This window comes from Haladaptatus caseinilyticus, assembly GCF_026248685.1.
GTDB classification, from domain to species: Archaea; Halobacteriota; Halobacteria; order Halobacteriales; family Haladaptataceae; genus Haladaptatus; species Haladaptatus caseinilyticus.
The window spans coordinates 154,332-171,166 of record NZ_CP111036.1 but is presented as its reverse complement, the minus strand read 5'-3'; the positions used below and the strand labels follow the sequence as shown (position 1 = coordinate 171,166).

Sequence of the window (16,835 nt, the reverse complement as noted above, 5' to 3'; positions counted from 1 at the left end):
GGACGAATCGACCGTTTCCCGGTATGATGGGAACCGAATTCGAACGCGGTGTGTCTCCTCGGTCGGGGGAATAGCTATCGGTATTTCCCATCTGTACGAACATGCCCTCCAACTCCTCCGCTCGTTCCTGTGTGAAATGACGATCGTGTCTGCCTGTAATGGCGTCCATGATCGTACAACATTCGCTCCGCCGCCGGAGGATGGGCTTTTGCAGGCGATATCCTCCATGAGATTACCATCAAGCATACGCGAGCGACCGGCATCGAGCGAGGCCTCGAAGCGGGAAAAGATACGCCGGTTCAGTTTCCATCGGCTGGCGGTGAAACGGAGTTGGTCACCATCGCTACCGATTTTGCATCCGTGGTTCTGACATTATATTTAAGTTGTCCTACGCGCGCGTGCGTGAGCTTTATCAGTGGTGCCTTCCTACGATAAATCAGAATTTATGAGCGACGGAAATGAGTATAGCGCCGGGCAGATACAGGTTCTCGAAGGGCTTCAAGCCGTTCGAAAACGTCCGGCAATGTATATCGGTTCTACCGACACTCGTGGGTTACATCACCTCGTCTTCGAAGTGGTCGATAACTCCATCGACGAGGCGTTGGCCGGGTACTGTGACACGATCGACGTGACGATTCACGAGGACGATTCCGTCAGCATTTCCGACGACGGACGCGGGATTCCGGTGGACCACCACGAGGAGTACGACATGCCCGCCCTCGAAGTCATCCTGACCGTTCTCCACGCGGGCGGGAAGTTCGACAACAAATCCTATCAGGTGTCCGGCGGCCTGCATGGCGTCGGTATCTCCGTAGTGAACGCCCTGTCCAGCAGACTCGAAGTCGAAGTGAAACGCGACGGCGGCGTCTGGAAACAGGAGTTCGAACGCGGCGAACCCGACGGCGAAATGGAGCGCGTTCGTGACCTCGAGAACGACGAGGAGACGGGCACGGATATCCGATTCTGGCCCGACGCGGACATCTTCGAGACGACCGAGTTCACCTACTCGACGCTCGAAAACCGTCTCCGAGAACTCGCCTTCCTCAACTCCGGCGTCGAGATCGATCTCGGCGACGAGCGCGACGAGGAGAAAGGCGACACGTTCCACTACGACGGTGGCATCCGAGAGTTCGTCGAGTACCTGAACGAGACGAAAACGTCGCTCCACAACGAGGTCATCTACTTCGAGGATGAAGACGACAACATCCAGGTCGAGGTGGCGATGCAGGCCACCGACGAACTCCAAGGCTCGATTCACGCCTTCGCCAACAACATCAACACCCGCGAAGGTGGCACGCACCTGACCGGGTTCAAAACCGCCCTCACACGAGTCGTCAACGATTACGCGAACGGGAACGACCTGCTCTCCGATATCGACGAGAACCTGCGCGGCGAGGACATTCGCGAAGGGCTGACCGCGGTTATCTCCGTCAAACACCCCGACCCTCAGTTCGAAGGACAAACGAAAACGAAACTCGGCAACAGCGAAGTCCGCGGTATCGTCGAGAGTGCCGTCCACGAGGGATTATCGGTCTATTTCGAGGAACATCCGGACACGGCACAGGCGATCATCCGAAAGGCCGTCGAGGCGGCGAAAGCCCGGAAAGCAGCGAAGAAGGCAGAAGAACTCACCCGCCGAAAGAGCGCGCTCGAATCGAGCGCGCTCCCCGGCAAGCTCGCCGACTGCCAATCACGGGATCCCACCGAATCCGAACTGTTCGTGGTGGAGGGTGACTCCGCAGGCGGGTCGGCAAAGCAGGCCCGTGACCGCAAGTTCCAAGCCATCCTACCGTTGTTCGGCAAGGTGCTGAACGTGGAAAAACACCGTCTCGATCGCGTCCTCGAAAACGAAAAGATTCGGGATTTCATCACCGCGATCGGAACCGGTGTCGGCGAGGAGTTCGACATCGAGGAGACGCGCTACCACAAGATCATCATCATGACTGACGCGGACGTGGACGGTGCACACATTCGAACGCTCTACCTGACGCTCCTCTATCGGTACATGAAACCACTGTTGGAGGCGGGCTACGTCTACGCGGCCCAACCGCCGCTCTACCGCGTTCGCTACCGTGGCGAAACGTACGACGCGATGACGGAGGAAGAACGCGACCGGATCGTCGAGGAGAAATGCGACGGCAACCCCTCACAGGTCCAGCGATTCAAAGGACTGGGCGAGATGAACCCCGAGCAGTTGTGGGAGACGACGATGAACCCCGAAAACCGTATCCTCAAACAGATCACCATCGAGGACGCTGCTGCCGCGGATAAGATGTTCTCGGTGCTGATGGGTGACGCCGTTGGACCACGGAAACAGTTCATTCAGGACCACGCCAACGAGGCGGAATGGGTTGACATATGAGTTCAGACACACCAGACGTACCAGACGAAGTCGCAGAGCGCGTCCAGACCGTCCGGGTCGAGGACGAGATGGAACAGAGCTACATCGACTACGCGATGTCGGTTATCGCGGGTCGTGCCCTCCCGGACGTTCGTGACGGTCTCAAACCTGTTCACCGCAGAATCCTCTACGCGATGCATCGCAGCGGCGTGACGAGCGGTGCAGGCCACCGAAAATCCTCGAACATCGTCGGGGACACGATGGGTGACTTCCACCCGCACGGCGACCAATCCATCTACGACGCCCTCGCGCGTATGGCTCAGGAGTTCTCGATGCGCAACCCGCTCATCGACGGGCAGGGTAACTTCGGGAGCGTGGACGGCGACCCACCGGCGGCGATGCGTTATACGGAGGCGCGAATGGCCTCCATCGCCGAGGAACTGCTGGAGGACATCGAGATGGATACGGTGGATTTCAAATCCAACTACGATGACCGTCTGCAGGAACCGGAAGTACTGCCCTCGGCGGTGCCGAACCTCCTCGTCAATGGGTCGTCGGGTATCGCGGTCGGAATGTCCACCAACATCCCGCCACACAACCTCGGCGAAATCATCGACGCGACGGTCGAACTCATCGACAACCCCGAGGCGACGGTCGAAGACCTGATGGAGTACGTCAAAGGTCCCGACTTCCCAACCGGCGCAAACATCGTCGGACGCAACGACATCCATCAGGCGTACAAAACAGGTCGCGGTCGCCTCCGTGTTCGCGCCGAGTACGAGGTCACCGACGAACGAATCGTCATCACGGAACTGCCGTTCCAGACGAACAAGGCGCGACTCATCGAGCGAATCGCCAACCTCGTCAACGACGGCACTATCGAGGGAATCCGTGACCTCCGCGACGAGTCCGACCGTGATGGGATTCGCGTCGTAGTGGAACTCAAGCAGAACGCCATTCCGGAGGTCGTCGAGAACCAACTGCTCGACCACCGTCTCGAACGAACGTTCAGCATCATCTCGCTCGCGCTGGTCGATGGCCAACCGAAAGTGCTGACGCTGAAGGAACTCCTCCAGCATTACGTCGACCATCGACGTGACGTCGTTCGACGCCGGAGCGAGTACGAACTCGACGAGGCCGAAGAACGTGCACACATCCTCGAAGGCCGTCTTCGAGCGCTCGACCACATCGACGACGTGGTGGAACTCATCCGCGGTTCGGACGACCGAAACGGCGCACGGACGGGCTTGCAGGAGACCTTCGATTTCTCCGAAAAACAGGCCGAGCACATCGTTCGAATGCAACTCGGCAGCCTCACTTCGCTCGAATCCGAGGAAATCGAGGAGGAGTACGAAGGGGTCACCGCACGCATCGAGCGTCTCGAAACCATCCTCAGCGACGAGTCGGAACTGCTCGATGTGGTCAAAGAAGAACTGCAGGAGATGCGCGAGGAGTACGCCGACGACCGACGGACGAAGATCGTCGAAGACACCTCGGAGGTCACCCGCGAAGACCTCATCGCCGAGGAGGACGTGTTCGTCGTCGTAACGGAACAGGACTACGTAAAGCGAATGCCCGTCGCCAATTTCGAGGCACAGGGCCGGGGCGGCAAGGGTATCATCGGCGCGGACGTGAAGAAGGGCGACAGGATTTCGAAGGTGTTCCGCGCGAACACCCACGACTACCTACTCTGTTTCACGAACCACGGGCAGGTCTACCGCCTGAAAACCTACGAGATCCCCGAGATGTCGCGCACGGCGCGGGGTAAATCCGCGATCAACCTCATCGATCTGGACAAAGGTGAGGACATTACCGCCGTCGTCACGACCGACGAGTTCGAGGACGACGAATGTCTGAGCATGATTACCCGACAGGGGTACGTCAAGCGCACGTCGGCGAGCGACTTCGAGAATATCCTTTCGACGGGTATCATCGCCGCTCGACTCGAAGATGGCGACGAACTCGTTGACGTGGCAGTTACGAACGGGACGAAAGACCTCCTGGTCGGCACGAAAAACGGGATGACCATCCGATTCGATGAGACGGAAGCCCGTGAAATGGGTCGCAGTGCCCGGGGTGTCCGCGGTATCGACCTCGAAGGGGACGACGAAGTGGTCGGGATGGTCGCTTCCGACGGCGAAGTCCACGACCTTCTGACCGTCACCCGCCGCGGATACGGGAAACGAACGCCACTCGCGAAATATCGTTCACAATCACGAAACGGGAAGGGTCTCATCGACATCAAGACCGGAGACCGAAACGGATCGGTGACGTCCGTCAAAAGCGTCGCCGAGAACGACGAGCTCGTCTTGATGAGCGAGGCGGGACAGATCATGCGTATCCGTGCCGAGGATATCTCGGAAGTCGGTCGTAACACGATGGGCGTCACCGTGATGGACGTCGCGTCGGACGACCGTGTAGCAAGTGTGGACGTGATTCCGAGCCGAGTCGCCGAAGAGGTATCCGAGGGAGCGAGTGAAAATACCGTTGACGACGAAACCGACGACGTCGGTGCGGCGGAAGTCAGCGAAGAGTAAGACGCGGTTTTCGCTTCTTTATTTGCAGTACGGAGAGTCGAGCGGTTGCATTCGATTCTCCGGTTCAACCGCGAGTCCGGTTTCCTCGCGGCTTCGTGGACTGCCGTGTCGGCAAACGATTCGCCGGGTCCACAGCCATCGGTCGGCAATGTCCACACCCGCCACGGTCTCGCTCATCTCCGTGAGCGAGGAGCACGATGACGAGTGAGCCGTCCGAGTGTCGAAAAACGGGAAGGGTGGACTTTCGGTGCAGTTTCGCCAGTGCGCGCGGCGTCGCCGCGCGAACGCAACAAAAGTGCTAGAGGATGCGCTTGCCCAGCGCGCTCGCCGCGAGTTCGGTCGCCAGTTCGGCGGTTTCGTTGTGTTCGTCCAGAATCGGGTTGACCTCTACGAGTTCGAGCGAGCGCAGAACGCCTTCCCGTTCGTCACGTTCGGCGACGATTTCGAGCGCCGAGTGAGCCTCACGATAGCTCGCCCCGCCGCGAACCGGCGTTCCGACGCCGGGAGCCTCCTTGGGGTCGAGCCAGTCCAAGTCGAAGCTGACGTGGATGCCATCGACGCCATCGGTGGCGATGTCGAGGGCTTCCTCGACGACCTCGGTGATACCATGCTCGTCGATGTCGGACATCGTGTATGTGGTTACGTCGCTCTCACGGATGGCCTCGGTCTCGGTCTCGTCCACGCTCCGAAGGCCGACGAGAACGACGTTTTCCTCGGACAAACCGGGCGCGTTCGCCCAGTCCGTCTCGGCGAAATCCTCGACACCGAGCGCGCCCGCGAGCGGCATGCCGTGAACGTTCCCGCTCGGCGAGGTTTTCGGTGTGTTGAAGTCGCTGTGTGCGTCGAACCAGATCGCACCGATATTTGCGTCACGGGCGGATCCACGGAGAGTACCCATCGCGATGGAGTGATCGCCGCCGAGGACGAGTGGGAAGGCGTCTTCGTCTATCGCACCTGCGACTTCGTCGGCGAGGCGGGAACAAACGTCCGCGGTTTCCCGGAGGAACTTCGCTTTTCCCTCCGCCGGTTCTTCTGTTTCCGGGTCTCGCTCTTCCGCGCGCGGAACGGGGAGATCGCCGGTGTCGATAGCGGTCACTTCGGCCTCCGCGAGCTGCTCTGCGAGTCCGGCGTAGCGAATCGCGGACGGGCCCATGTCCACGCCACGTCGGTTCGCGCCGTAGTCAACTGGTGCGCCGATTATTTGGACGGGCTTTGTCATACGGGGAGGGAGGACACGAGGGGATTTCAAATCCTGCCATTTCGACCGACAAACGGTGTGTTTAAACCTGTCCAGTTTGAGGCATGAACTACCACGATTCTCCCAGCATATTCGTCGGGTTTAAGGAAATCTATTACCAAGATTCATCTAATGTCGAGTATTGAGTTGACGCCAAGTCAGGAAACGATACTGACGGCACTCGTAAACCTCCACAGAGAAGCCGAAGATGCGGTCAAAGGCGAGGATATCGCCGAAGAAGTCGATCGCAACCCCGGCACGATTCGAAATCAGATGCAGAGTCTCAAGGCCCTTCAGCTCGTCGAAGGTGTACCCGGGCCGAAAGGCGGGTACAAACCGACGGCAACGGCCTTCGAAGCGCTCGATATCCAGGAGTTGGACAGCGCCGCCGAGGTGCCACTCCAGCATAACGGTGAGGATGTCGAGGAGGGTAACGTCGAGGGCATCGCTTTCACGAGCGTTCACCACCCCGAACTCTGCCGTGCGGAGATCCACCTCCGTGGGTCGGTTCGGGATTTCCACGAGGGTGACGAAGTGAAAGTCGGCCCGACACCACTGTCGAAACTCGTCGTAGAGGGCATCGTCGATGGGAAGGACGACACCCGGAACATCCTCATCCTGAAGATTTCCGGAATGGAAGCACCCACCGAAGAGCCGAACCACTAACTCCGGCTGAGTCGTTTCAGTCTCGAATTTCAACAGTTTTCTACGCTCGCCGCCCGATTTCAAAAGGTATTATCCACGGACAGCCCTAGCTTCACTGATGAACCGCCGAACCGCGATTCGACGCTCGCTTCGCCCGGTTTCCGTGCTGTGGCTCCTCGGCACGTTCACCGGTCATGCGGTCGCACACGGCGGAAGCCTGCGGGGGTCGTCGGAATCGCTCTCGGTTCCGCTCTGGCTGTTCTTGCTCACCGGCGGCGGCGTCGTGAGCGCGTCGTTTCTGCTCGCCAGTTTCGTCACCGACCGAACGTTCATTCGGGAGATTCACGACTGGCGACGACGGTTCTCGTCGCTGTCCCCCGACCCGCTCGTGACGGCCACGCGCGCGTTCGGCGTTCTCGCGCTCGTCGTCATCGTCGCCGGGGGAGTGCTCGCCCCGGTAGATCCTCGAGAAAACGTCGCCATCCTCGTCGTCTGGGTTGGGTGGTGGGCCGGGTACACCGCGACGGTGTATCTCGTCGGCAACACGTGGCCCGCGTTGAACCCGTGGCGAACTATCGCGGACGTGGGTTCAGCCGTACTTCCGGTTGGAACTGCTACGTATCCGAAACGATTGGGAGCGTGCCCCAGCGTCGTCGGTCTGTTGGCGTTGGTTTGGCTGGAAGTGGTCAGCCCACTGGCCGACGACGCGGAACTGCTGGTCGGCGTCGTCCTCGTGTATTCGGTGATTACGCTCGTCGGAGCGTTGCTGTTCGGTTCCGACCGATGGTTCTCGACGGTTGACCCGGTCGCGCGCGTTTTCCGCTATTACGGACGTGTCGCTCCGATTCGACGAACGAGCGCCGGATTCGAGTTCCAACTCCCCGGCGCGCGATTGATCGAGACGAAACTGGTCACCGGCCGTGACGAAGTCGCGTTCGTCGTCGCTATTCTGTGGGTGACGACCTACGATGGATTCGTCGCTACGTCGCTCTGGGCCGACATCGCGGGCGTCGTGGTTCGAGGCGGTGTTCCGCCGTTACTCGTCTATATTCTCGCTCTTCTCGGTGGGTACGGCCTCTTTTTTGGCGTCTATCGACTGGCTTCCGAGCTGACCCGAACCACCGCCGAAACCTATCTGACCGCGGGCGAAATCGCCCGCCGCTTCGCGCCGTCGTTGCTTCCGATCGCGGCAGGCTACCACCTCGCGCATTATCTGAGTTACTTCCTCTCGCTCTCCCCTGCCCTGTTCGGCGCGCTATCGAATCCCCTCTCTCCGCCGACGCCGATGATGATCATCCTCCCGTCGTGGTTCGGCGGACTGAACATGTCGTTCGTCCTGCTTGGTCACCTGCTCGCGGTGTGGGTCGCCCACGCGATAGCCTACGACCTGTTCCCGAGCCGACTGCAAGCCATTCGGAGTCAGTACCCCCTCGTGGCCGTGATGATACTGTACACGATGACGAGCATGTGGATCGTTTCGCAACCGACCATTACTCCACCGTACCTGTAGCACGACCCCATACCATCCATGACCCTCGAAACGTCCGTTCCGTCCGGTGAACCGTCCTACGAGTGTGCGTACTGCGGGCAACCGTTTAGCCACCGGGAGTATCTCGTTCTCCACCGGGGCTTGAAGCACGGCGATGAACTCAGCGATGAAGAGGTGAATGCGTTTCACGAAGCCTACGAGGAAGAATCCGAAGAGCTGCGACTGTTCCGTCTCAAGGCGCTCGCATTGCTCGTACTGTTGTATTTCGGCTTTCTCTTCATGTACTCCATCGTCCCGTAGTCGGTTGCAGTTCGCCATCGAAAACCGACGCGTGCCGCCGATGGGATTACAACGACGACCGTCGTCTCGGTTGCTATGCCGTCGATTCGTTCCGCAACCGAAGCCGACGCCGAGGCCATTCTCGAGCTTCACGTCTCGTCCATTCGAGCGTTCGGTCCCGAGCGATATCACGACGAGCAGGTCGAGGCGTGGGCGACGAAGCCGCTCGGGAGCGCACTATACCGCGAATCGGTTCGAAGCCGCTCGGAGGAGATCGTCGTCGCCGAGGTCGATGGTGACATCGTGGGGTTCGGTCGTCTCGACCATGAAAACGAGGTCGTTACTGCGGTATACGCTCACCCCGATTACGCACGCGAGGGTGTCGGATCGGCACTGCTCACCAATCTCGAAGCGAAGGCCATCGAGCGGGACATCGACTCGCTTTCGCTCCGTGCCTCGTTGAACGCCGTCCCGTTTTACGAACAGGCGGGATACGAACGATCCGAGACGGTCGCACACGAGACCACTGGGGGCGTCGAACTCACCTGCCTCGAGATGACGAAACGGTTGTGACTGCGAAAAATCAGTAACTACGCCGATGCTGACCGGGAAACCAAAAGACACGAAACCCTCCAGCGTCTCGGTTGGGATATGAGCAATTACCTCGTTGCGATGGAGGCGGCATGGTTGGTACGCGATGTCGGCGATATCGACGATGCTATCGGCGTTGCGGTCAGCGAAGCGGGAAAGCGATTGAATCAGAAGAACATGGATTACGTCGAGGTGGAAGTCGGCGCGACGGGGTGTCCGGCCTGTGGCGAACCGTTCGACTCGGCGTTCATCGCGGCACACACCGCACTCGTCGGTCTCGTCCTCGAAATGAAGGTGTTCAACGCGGATAGCGAAGAACACGCCCAGCGAATCGCGAAGAGTGAAATCGGTGGTGCGCTCCGTGACGTTCCGCTTTCGGTGGTCGAGACGATAGAGTTCGAAGACGAGGACGACATCGACTTCGACGAAACTGCCTGAAAAGTCGAACGATTTATGTCATAACCCACGGTAATTTCCAGTATGGAACTCCCGACGCCGCAAGACCTGAGGGAACGCAGAACGGACCTCGGGTTGACACAGAGCGAACTGGCAAACCGAGCCGACGTTTCACAGCCGCTCATCGCCCGAATAGAAGGTGGTGACGTCGATCCACGTCTCTCGACGCTTCGACGAATCGTGAACGCACTCGAAGAATCGGAGGGGGATATCGTTCGCGCGGGCGACTTGATGCACGAGGACGTGGTCAGCGTCGCACCGACCGACCCCGTCAGTGCGGCGGTGAAAAAGATGCAGGAGGCGGGCTACTCCCAATTGGCAGTCATCAAGGAGGGCGTTCCAGTCGGGTCTATCAGCGAGAGTGACCTCGTTCACGCTGGAGAGGACGCACGTGGCGAAGCGGTCCGCGAACTCATGAGCGAGAGCTTCCCGACCGTTTCGAAGTCGGCGACGCTGAACGAGATCAGCAACCTTCTCGACCACTACAAAGCCGTAATGGTGACCGAAGAGGGCGAAACCGTCGGCATCGTGACGGAGGCCGACATCGCCGCACGATTGTCCTAAATCGACAGTCGGGGCGTCCCTATTTTCACGGAGTTCTCGTTGCCAGTTCGACGCTCCTCGAGTGACCATGAAAAAGGATTCGCACGAACCGATTTTCCGTCCGTTAGCCGCTCATATATTCGACCGATTCCGCCTGCACCCGACGGATATCGCACCACCCACACTCACATTTCGCCCAGATTATCTGCCGTGCCTGTTCCCCTTCGACTCGCACCATCGACCCCGTTCGCAGCGCGTGAGATTCCTCTGTACCGCCTTCTTTGGGGCACCTGCCTCGCGAAATGTGCACTTCTTGGAGGGCCATATTCGACGGAACAGGGTGCAGCAGTATAATTATATTGTAGTCACTGAATCATAATATTATTTTGATACGAGTGTGCCAGCCGAATCGACGCCGTTCGGATTCCGAAACTGCGTCCCCCTCAATCCAAACTCAGTCCACGGATTTCCACGTGATCGCCCTCCGAAACGGAACCGATGATCTTTCCGTCGGTCGCTTCGACCAGCGATTCTGCGTCCTCCTCGGGGAGGGCGACGACGAACCCGGTTCCCATATTGAACGTCCGGTGCATCTCCTCGTCCGAGACGTTACCCTCCGTCCGGATGAACTCGAAGATCTGCTGAACGGGGAAGGGGTCGGTAATCTCGTAGCGGTGCTCGCCCATTCGAAGGAGGTTCGTCCACCCGCCGCCGGTTACGTGGGCCGCAGCGTGAACGTCGCGCTCGCGTAGTTCGGGAAGGAGAGAGGTGTAGAGCCTCGTCGGTTCCAGCAACTGCTCGCCGACCGTTCCCTCGCCGAGCGGGAAATCGTCCGTGTAATCGTGGTTTTTCGTCGCCGCTTTTCGGGCGAGCGTCAGACCGTTCGAGTGGATTCCGGAGGATTCGAACCCGACGAGCAGGTCGCCGACTTCGGCCTCGCCGGGGAAGATCGCGTCTTTCGGTGCGAGACCGGCGCACGCCCCTGCGAGGTCCAGGCCGGAAATCACGTCGGGCATGACCGCGGTTTCGCCGCCGACGAGGGCCATGTTCGCTTCGTCGGCACCCGCCGCAAGTCCCTCCCCGACCTGCTCGGAGAACTCCTCGCTCGGTTCTTCGACGGCGAGATAATCCACGAACGCGACCGGTTTGACGCCGCTGGCCACGAGGTCGTTCGCGTTCATCGCGATACAGTCGATACCGACCGTCGAGTAATCGCCCATCGCCTCCGCGACGAGTAGTTTCGTTCCGACGCCGTCAGTTGCCAGCGCGAGGTACTGATCGCCGATATCGAGTAACCCCGCGTAATCGGTCGTGTTGTCGATGTCCGAAACCGCGCCGACGAGCGCCGCCGTCGCCGCCTCGCTCGCGTCGATGTCTACTCCGGCATCCGCGTAGGTCAGTTCCTCCTCCTCGCTCATGGTCGAACCCGCGTACTGGGTGAGTAAAGGTTTGCCGTTCTAAAACAGGACGTGAACCGCTTGCCGTTCGACGATCAGAATCGCGGGAACGGCATGAACAACAGCGCGTACACTGCGAGCAGGAGGAGCGGAACGAACGAACAGACGAAAACGACGGTGCTCCATCCTTGCACCTTCTTCCCGTCGAGCGGACCCCACGGGAGCATGTTGAATCCCGCGAGGAGGAAGTTGATTTGCACGCCGAGGTGACCGACGAGGCCGACGAACGAGGTTTCGGGCGCTATCAGCCAAATCGGGAAGAAAGCGGCGCCGAGCGCGACGTTCGTGACCGGGCCAGCCAGCGCGATGAGTCCGTTTTCCCGCTCCGTCGTCATCCCGCGGTGATACACCGCACCGGGTGCAGCGAACAGGAATCCGGCGAGCGCGCTGACGATGGCGAGAAACAGCATGCCGTAATCCGCACGGAACTCCGCGATTTGGCCGAACCGAATCGCCGTCACTTTGTGTGCGAGTTCGTGTAGCAGGAATCCAACGCCTGCCGTGAGGAGCGAAATTCCGAGCGCCCTGGCAAAGCGACCGGGGGAGGTGTTTCCACCGGGTTGTATCAACGACTGCACGAGTTCCGGTTGAAGGAACAGCGTGAACGCTACCCCGAGGGCGACCCACGCGACGATGAGGTCACGTATCTCGTGTGTGCTGAATCGAACGTTCATGTCAACGTCTCCCATATGATATCCGCGCTGTTCTGTGCACCTTTCACCATGAGCCGAGTGATTTCCTCGACACCGCCGATTTCCGGCCCGAGAATCGGGAGGACGACGAACGGGAAGAGGAAGGTCGCAATCATGCTTCCGATGTTCGTCATGGCGACGACGGCGATGAGACGGAAGAGAGGTACGTCGAGCATTCGCGACATGAGGTCCGAGAGCGGACTCTCCTCGTCGCTCATTATTTCGTTTAGCTTTGCGATGTCGCCGATGTTTACCTGTGTGTACTTCAGCTCGACGTAGCCCGCAAACCATCCCGGTGCGAGGAGCGGATTGATGCTCGTCAGCCATGCGATCGCACCGCCGACGAGCGCACTGATCCAATGTGCACCGGCGAGTTTCGCTAGCGTGAATGAGAAGATTCCGTTAAACAGGAACCATGCTGCGAACACCTTGATGAGGAACTCGTTCCGAACGCCCGCCATCGCCAGAAGGATGAAGAAGGCGAGGAAGACGACGGTGACGAGGTAGCCGAACAGCTTGAAGAAGGAAAATCGGCTTCCCGACTCGGTCCCCACCAGCGAATCCATCGGTGGGAGGGTGTTCGGGTTGCGGAGATACCCTTCGATTCCGGCTTGGTGACCAGCGCCGACGACGGCGACGACGTGGTGGCCCGCCTCCCGGAGCGCGACGAGCCGGTGCGCGATAAAGGCGTCACGTTCGTCGATGAGTGCTTCTGCCCCGCCCGGCGAGAATCGTCGGAACTCCTCCATCATCGCAGTAATGACGTCGCCGTCGGTGAGGTCTTCGATGTCGAACTCCTCGTCTAGCTCGTCCTCCGCCGGAGCGCCGCTCCCGAGGATGACCCCACCAGCGAGCCCAAGGACTAGTCCGCTTCCGACGCCGATTGCGAGGGCCGAAAGGAGTCGAATCGAAACCGAACCGATGGTTTCGAGCGTTCCCGTATCGAGCATGGGAACCGCGCTCGCGGCGACGACGCCGGTTCCCAGTGCAATTCCGGTGACGACACCGAGGAGGAGTCCGCCACCGAGAGCGATATCGTACCGCCTCGTCAGGCCGAACGAGAGCACGAGGGAACCGAGGACGAGGCCCGCAATCGTACCACCCGCGAGGGAGCCAATGAGTTGGAACGCGCCTGTACCCGCACCGAGTGTCAACGCTTCGTTCAGTCCGAAGAGTGGGGCGACGAACAGACCGAATATCATGGCGAAAAAGACACCAGCCATCGCACCGCCGAGCAGTCCGAGGGTAAGCGGGTCGGTCACACCGAGGGCGAGGCTTCCGACCATTCGCATCTTTTCGCGGAGCGTCATCCGTGCCCAGAATCGTTGAATCGTCATCTGGATATCGCGGTCGACCAATGCGACATCGCTCCCTGTTCGCTCCGCCACTTCGATGGCGGCCTTCATATCCGCTCCGGGTTGGATATCGAATTCCTCGCCCATTCGCGCTTGTACGTACGAGAGCATCCAGTACGCTAGAAACTGAAAGACGGTGTTTCCGTGGAGCAAATCGGATGGTTCGAGATCGTCCGCCATCTCGCCCTGCATCTGCCGATATCGACCCTCGTCGAGTTCGACGGCGACTGTATCCGGTCGCTCCGCTTCGACGGCCTCCTCGACTCGCTCGACACTTTTCTCGGAGACGTGGGCTGTCCCGACGACTCGTACGCTCCCCTCGCCGTCTACGGACGGCGGTGGGTCCTGTTCGGTCATCATTGTCGTTACTCACCCTCCGTTTTTACCGTTATCGGTGGCGCGGCAATTTTTTCACGCGAGAAATGGGACATGATATTTCAGCAGAAAGTGTGGATTCGTTGGTACGCGGTGGTTGGTGCTGCTCGATACGGATTCCGATCTCACGTGATAAAACTGAACGGACTGAAATGAAGTCTGCTCCGCTCGAATGTGCTTCGAGTACTTCACAACCCTCCCGTCGACCGTCCGTTCCCGCCCCCTCGCGATATGCTTGCTTTGATCGCTATCGGTTCGACAGAACGGCCTTTCCGTCAGTAAAGGGTGGTTCACAATCCGTTGTAAATGCGATTGCGGTGTCACTATTTGGATACTACTCGGAGTCAGCAGGGAAGGACGGACGACGGCCGACGCTACACTGGGGTGAATCTACTCAGCAAGGCGAACGACGACGCGACCGTGGCTTTTGACGACGACTTCGTGATTGTCCACGTGGAACGATATCTCGCCGGTAACGGTTCGCAGTTGACCGTTTCCGCGGGGGCCGAAGATCGATTCGAGGGCATCGACGTCCACGGCGTTGTGCAACGGAGGGAGCTCCTCGGCCGACCGTCCGGTTGCGGAGGACAACGTCTCGACGATGGTGTGGATGAGTGTCATTTCTCCACCCCACGAATACTGGGCGGACGCGAGTGGTTCGGGTTCTTCTCGTAGCACGGTTTCGTTCACGCTCATCGGATATTTCATTCCGACGTCTATCGAACTATGCGTTCAATAGTTGCGTTTTTAAGTAGGTACCGATAAATCCGAAAAATATCATCTCATCTCACGGTCGATGACATCGATCAGTCGGCGGTATCGACTCGGAATGGCGTCGAGCGCGACTGAATCGCGTTTTGGGTTCCACCGAACCAGTCCGGCCGCATCCAACATCGGGAGGTGGATGTGGACGAGCGAGAGTCGAACCTGCTCGGTGTCGTCGCTCAGTTCGGTAGCGAGTTCGGTCAGTGAAATCGGGTCGTCTTCTGTTCGCAAAACGACCAGTGTCTCGCGACGAACCCGCGCGGCGCAAACCCTGAAAATTTCGTTCAGGGAGGATTCCGATGTCGCGTTCCATCGGTTCACAGCAGCGTCGGTTCCAGGGCGAGTTTCGGATGGCATACTCGAAACCATCCACCGGATCACATTGAGCAGTGGGGCTAAACGATTAGCCACTGTCCGCATCATCGAAAATCGCGGCGAGTAGTTTCCCCTCCGCGAGTCGAAGATGTTTGTGAAGAGTCGGGGCAGCGATGTCGAGTGATTTTGCGAGTTCTTCGCCGGTACTCTCCCGTGGCCAATCGAAATACCCACCTCGATACGCGGCGACGAGAACGGTTCGCTGACGGTCGGTCAACGCCTGATCGAGCGTGTCACGGAACTTCGAACGTGTTTCGATCGGCCGTTCCACCGTCTTTCGTGAGACGAGTTCCACGGTATCGAAGATGCCATCGAGTGTATCGACCACCTCGCGGACGGTTTCTCGTTCCGGCAGATCGATTTGCAAGCGTGCAACCCCATCTTCGGCAACCGCCGACCTGATAACGCCACCGCGGTGTGAAAGCGTTCTCAGCACCATCGGTTCGCCATAGCGAATCTCCAGCGAGCATTCGTCCTCCCGCTTGCTGATGACCCGAAGATGAGTGACACCCTCAAAACGGTGGCAGAATTCGACCACCCGTTCCGGGTCTCCGCCGAAAACCGAGACGTACAACAGTAAAGAACCATCCGGGTGTAACACAGCGTCTTCCAGCGTGACCGTACAGTCTTCTCGTGCCGAGAGGGCAGTGAAAACGTAGTCCTCGTCAGCGAGTCGAAACTCCAGTTCGACGACCCGCTCAGCGACGAGCGCCTGTCGGGTTTTGATCGCGAAAAGCGCGTAGCCAACCAGTTCTGCGAGTTCGGCCAGTAGTTCTCGCTCGGCATCATCGAACGCATACGGGCGTTCGGAGTAAACCGCCAACACGCCGTATACGACCTCTTCGTGTGCCAACGGGACCGCCGCAAGCGACTCGAAACCGCATTCCAACGCGGCCTCGCTCCAGTCGTGCTCGTCGCGGTCGATGTCCTGTATCGCTTGTACGGACCGTGTTTTGATCGCCTTCACACCTGGTCCCTCGGAAACGTCGATATCGGATTCCCGAAGGTACTCGACGTACTCATCGTAATTACCGGCCCACGTCTGGGGGATGAGTTTCTCGAACTGCGGGTCGAAGCGGACGACGAGAGCGAACCGGAAGGTGTCGGCTTCGGCGAGTCGGTCACACACAGATTGTTCGACTTCGCTGACAGTTTCGGCCCGGACGACGGCGCGGTCGATGCTTCTGATGACGGCGTTGATGCGACGTAGTCGGTCCAGTTCGTCACGCTGTGCCCTCAGTTCCGCGTCGTGTCGCTTTCTGCGCGAAATGTCGCGGACGACGCCGACCGTCCCGGCGAACTCACCCTCGGATTGCACCGCTGAAAATCGGATCTCACATGGAATCGTTCGACCAGTCGCGGTCCGAATCGGTAACTCCGTCAGTCCCACCTCATCCCGGCCGTTTGCCAACAGCGCCTTGATCTCGTCTTCGAATCGAGCCGCATCCGTCTCGTTGACCAGCAGTGAAACGTGTGAGCCGAGCAGTTCGTCGCGGTCGTATCCCGTCGCAGCGACGACCGCGTCGTTGACTTTCAGAAAATACCCGTTCGAATCGAGTTGATACACCGCATCCCCGACGGTCGAGGCGATGGTTGCGTCGGTCAGCGGTCCATCCTCCAGCTCTCGACTCATTAGTAGTATACGGTTGGCGACGAGGATAACTCTGACGCGGTCCGAACTGTGACGAACTAAGTAGC

At 59.3% G+C, this 16,835-nt stretch carries 17 protein-coding genes; 8 read left to right on the top strand and 9 right to left on the bottom strand.

The window, feature by feature from the left end:
- Window positions 1-445 precede the first annotated feature (445 nt).
- Both gyrB and gyrA read left to right on the top strand, forming a co-directional pair.
- Window positions 446-2,362 carry a DNA topoisomerase (ATP-hydrolyzing) subunit B gene (gyrB, locus tag OOF89_RS00990; RefSeq protein WP_266077728.1) on the top strand — a complete coding sequence of 639 codons (1,917 nt, stop codon included), beginning with the start codon at window positions 446-448 and terminating at the stop codon, window positions 2,360-2,362.
- Entirely contained in the window at window positions 2,359-4,878 is a 2,520-nt protein-coding gene (gene gyrA / locus OOF89_RS00985; protein WP_266077726.1) for a DNA gyrase subunit A, read from the top strand. The genes gyrB and gyrA overlap by 4 nt, the downstream gene beginning before the upstream one ends.
- 18 nt (window positions 4,879-4,896) lie before the next feature.
- Here the strand turns inward: gyrA and OOF89_RS00980 are convergent, their stop codons facing one another.
- Complete coding sequence (locus tag OOF89_RS00980) at window positions 4,897-5,055, bottom strand: hypothetical protein (RefSeq protein ID WP_266077724.1); 159 nt, start codon at window positions 5,053-5,055, stop codon at window positions 4,897-4,899.
- 121 nt (window positions 5,056-5,176) lie between these two features.
- Window positions 5,177-6,097: an arginase gene (gene rocF, locus OOF89_RS00975; RefSeq protein WP_266077722.1), complete on the bottom strand. Its 921-nt coding sequence runs from the start codon at window positions 6,095-6,097 to the stop codon at window positions 5,177-5,179.
- A gap of 150 nt (window positions 6,098-6,247) precedes the next feature.
- On the opposite strand from rocF, the gene OOF89_RS00970 reads away from it, so the two are divergent.
- The 6 genes from OOF89_RS00970 to OOF89_RS00945 all read left to right on the top strand — a co-directional run bounded on the left by OOF89_RS00970 (window position 6,248) and on the right by OOF89_RS00945 (window position 10,139).
- The gene (locus tag OOF89_RS00970) at window positions 6,248-6,781 is read left to right on the top strand and encodes an Rrf2 family transcriptional regulator (protein ID WP_266077721.1); all 534 of its coding nucleotides are present in this window, start codon (window positions 6,248-6,250) and stop codon (window positions 6,779-6,781) included.
- 97 nt (window positions 6,782-6,878) lie between these two features.
- Window positions 6,879-8,270, top strand: a complete 1,392-nt coding sequence (locus OOF89_RS00965; protein WP_266077720.1) for a hypothetical protein — start codon at window positions 6,879-6,881, stop codon at window positions 8,268-8,270.
- 18 nt (window positions 8,271-8,288) lie between these two features.
- Window positions 8,289-8,549 (top strand): C2H2-type zinc finger protein, encoded by a 261-nt coding sequence (locus tag OOF89_RS00960; protein WP_266077718.1) that lies wholly within the window; start codon window positions 8,289-8,291, stop codon window positions 8,547-8,549.
- Between the two features lie 75 nt (window positions 8,550-8,624).
- Window positions 8,625-9,101, top strand: coding sequence for a GNAT family N-acetyltransferase (locus OOF89_RS00955; RefSeq protein ID WP_266077716.1), 477 nt, complete (start codon window positions 8,625-8,627; stop codon window positions 9,099-9,101).
- A 78-nt stretch (window positions 9,102-9,179) separates the two neighbouring features.
- Window positions 9,180-9,557: a DUF555 domain-containing protein gene (locus OOF89_RS00950; protein ID WP_266077714.1), complete on the top strand. Its 378-nt coding sequence runs from the start codon at window positions 9,180-9,182 to the stop codon at window positions 9,555-9,557.
- Between the two features lie 42 nt (window positions 9,558-9,599).
- On the top strand, window positions 9,600-10,139 hold the full coding sequence (locus OOF89_RS00945) for a CBS domain-containing protein (RefSeq protein WP_266077712.1): 540 nt from the start codon (window positions 9,600-9,602) through the stop codon (window positions 10,137-10,139).
- Between the two features lie 103 nt (window positions 10,140-10,242).
- Here the strand turns inward: OOF89_RS00945 and OOF89_RS00940 are convergent, their stop codons facing one another.
- The 7 genes from OOF89_RS00940 to OOF89_RS00910 form a co-directional block, all read right to left on the bottom strand.
- Window positions 10,243-10,443 (bottom strand): hypothetical protein, encoded by a 201-nt coding sequence (locus tag OOF89_RS00940; protein ID WP_266077710.1) that lies wholly within the window; start codon window positions 10,441-10,443, stop codon window positions 10,243-10,245.
- Window positions 10,444-10,561: 118 nt separating this feature from the next.
- On the bottom strand, window positions 10,562-11,536 hold the full coding sequence (gene purM / locus OOF89_RS00935; protein WP_266077708.1) for a phosphoribosylformylglycinamidine cyclo-ligase: 975 nt from the start codon (window positions 11,534-11,536) through the stop codon (window positions 10,562-10,564).
- Between the two features lie 74 nt (window positions 11,537-11,610).
- Window positions 11,611-12,249 (bottom strand): zinc metalloprotease, encoded by a 639-nt coding sequence (locus OOF89_RS00930; protein WP_266079824.1) that lies wholly within the window; start codon window positions 12,247-12,249, stop codon window positions 11,611-11,613.
- The gene (locus tag OOF89_RS00925; RefSeq protein WP_266079822.1) at window positions 12,246-13,979 is read right to left on the bottom strand and encodes a TraB/GumN family protein; all 1,734 of its coding nucleotides are present in this window, start codon (window positions 13,977-13,979) and stop codon (window positions 12,246-12,248) included. The genes OOF89_RS00930 and OOF89_RS00925 overlap by 4 nt, the downstream gene beginning before the upstream one ends.
- A gap of 408 nt (window positions 13,980-14,387) precedes the next feature.
- A complete protein-coding gene (locus tag OOF89_RS00920) occupies window positions 14,388-14,693 on the bottom strand; it encodes a HalOD1 output domain-containing protein (protein ID WP_266077706.1) in 306 nt (101 codons plus the stop codon).
- Between the two features lie 81 nt (window positions 14,694-14,774).
- Entirely contained in the window at window positions 14,775-15,119 is a 345-nt protein-coding gene (locus OOF89_RS00915) for a DUF7344 domain-containing protein (protein WP_266077705.1), read from the bottom strand.
- Window positions 15,120-15,165: 46 nt separating this feature from the next.
- On the bottom strand, window positions 15,166-16,770 hold the full coding sequence (locus tag OOF89_RS00910; protein WP_266077703.1) for a bacterio-opsin activator domain-containing protein: 1,605 nt from the start codon (window positions 16,768-16,770) through the stop codon (window positions 15,166-15,168).
- Window positions 16,771-16,835 lie beyond the last annotated feature (65 nt).

Coding starts and splice junctions, on each gene's coding strand:
- gyrB (WP_266077728.1), top strand. CDS start 446: ATGAGCGACGGAAATGAGTATAGCGCCGGGCAGATACAGGTTCTCGAA.
- gyrA (WP_266077726.1), top strand. CDS start 2,359: ATGAGTTCAGACACACCAGACGTACCAGACGAAGTCGCAGAGCGCGTC.
- OOF89_RS00980 (WP_266077724.1), bottom strand. CDS start 5,055: ATGAGCGAGACCGTGGCGGGTGTGGACATTGCCGACCGATGGCTGTGG.
- rocF (WP_266077722.1), bottom strand. CDS start 6,097: ATGACAAAGCCCGTCCAAATAATCGGCGCACCAGTTGACTACGGCGCG.
- OOF89_RS00970 (WP_266077721.1), top strand. CDS start 6,248: ATGTCGAGTATTGAGTTGACGCCAAGTCAGGAAACGATACTGACGGCA.
- OOF89_RS00965 (WP_266077720.1), top strand. CDS start 6,879: ATGAACCGCCGAACCGCGATTCGACGCTCGCTTCGCCCGGTTTCCGTG.
- OOF89_RS00960 (WP_266077718.1), top strand. CDS start 8,289: ATGACCCTCGAAACGTCCGTTCCGTCCGGTGAACCGTCCTACGAGTGT.
- OOF89_RS00955 (WP_266077716.1), top strand. CDS start 8,625: ATGCCGTCGATTCGTTCCGCAACCGAAGCCGACGCCGAGGCCATTCTC.
- OOF89_RS00950 (WP_266077714.1), top strand. CDS start 9,180: ATGAGCAATTACCTCGTTGCGATGGAGGCGGCATGGTTGGTACGCGAT.
- OOF89_RS00945 (WP_266077712.1), top strand. CDS start 9,600: ATGGAACTCCCGACGCCGCAAGACCTGAGGGAACGCAGAACGGACCTC.
- OOF89_RS00940 (WP_266077710.1), bottom strand. CDS start 10,443: ATGGCCCTCCAAGAAGTGCACATTTCGCGAGGCAGGTGCCCCAAAGAA.
- purM (WP_266077708.1), bottom strand. CDS start 11,536: ATGAGCGAGGAGGAGGAACTGACCTACGCGGATGCCGGAGTAGACATC.
- OOF89_RS00930 (WP_266079824.1), bottom strand. CDS start 12,249: ATGAACGTTCGATTCAGCACACACGAGATACGTGACCTCATCGTCGCG.
- OOF89_RS00925 (WP_266079822.1), bottom strand. CDS start 13,979: ATGACCGAACAGGACCCACCGCCGTCCGTAGACGGCGAGGGGAGCGTA.
- OOF89_RS00920 (WP_266077706.1), bottom strand. CDS start 14,693: ATGAGCGTGAACGAAACCGTGCTACGAGAAGAACCCGAACCACTCGCG.
- OOF89_RS00915 (WP_266077705.1), bottom strand. CDS start 15,119: ATGCCATCCGAAACTCGCCCTGGAACCGACGCTGCTGTGAACCGATGG.
- OOF89_RS00910 (WP_266077703.1), bottom strand. CDS start 16,770: ATGAGTCGAGAGCTGGAGGATGGACCGCTGACCGACGCAACCATCGCC.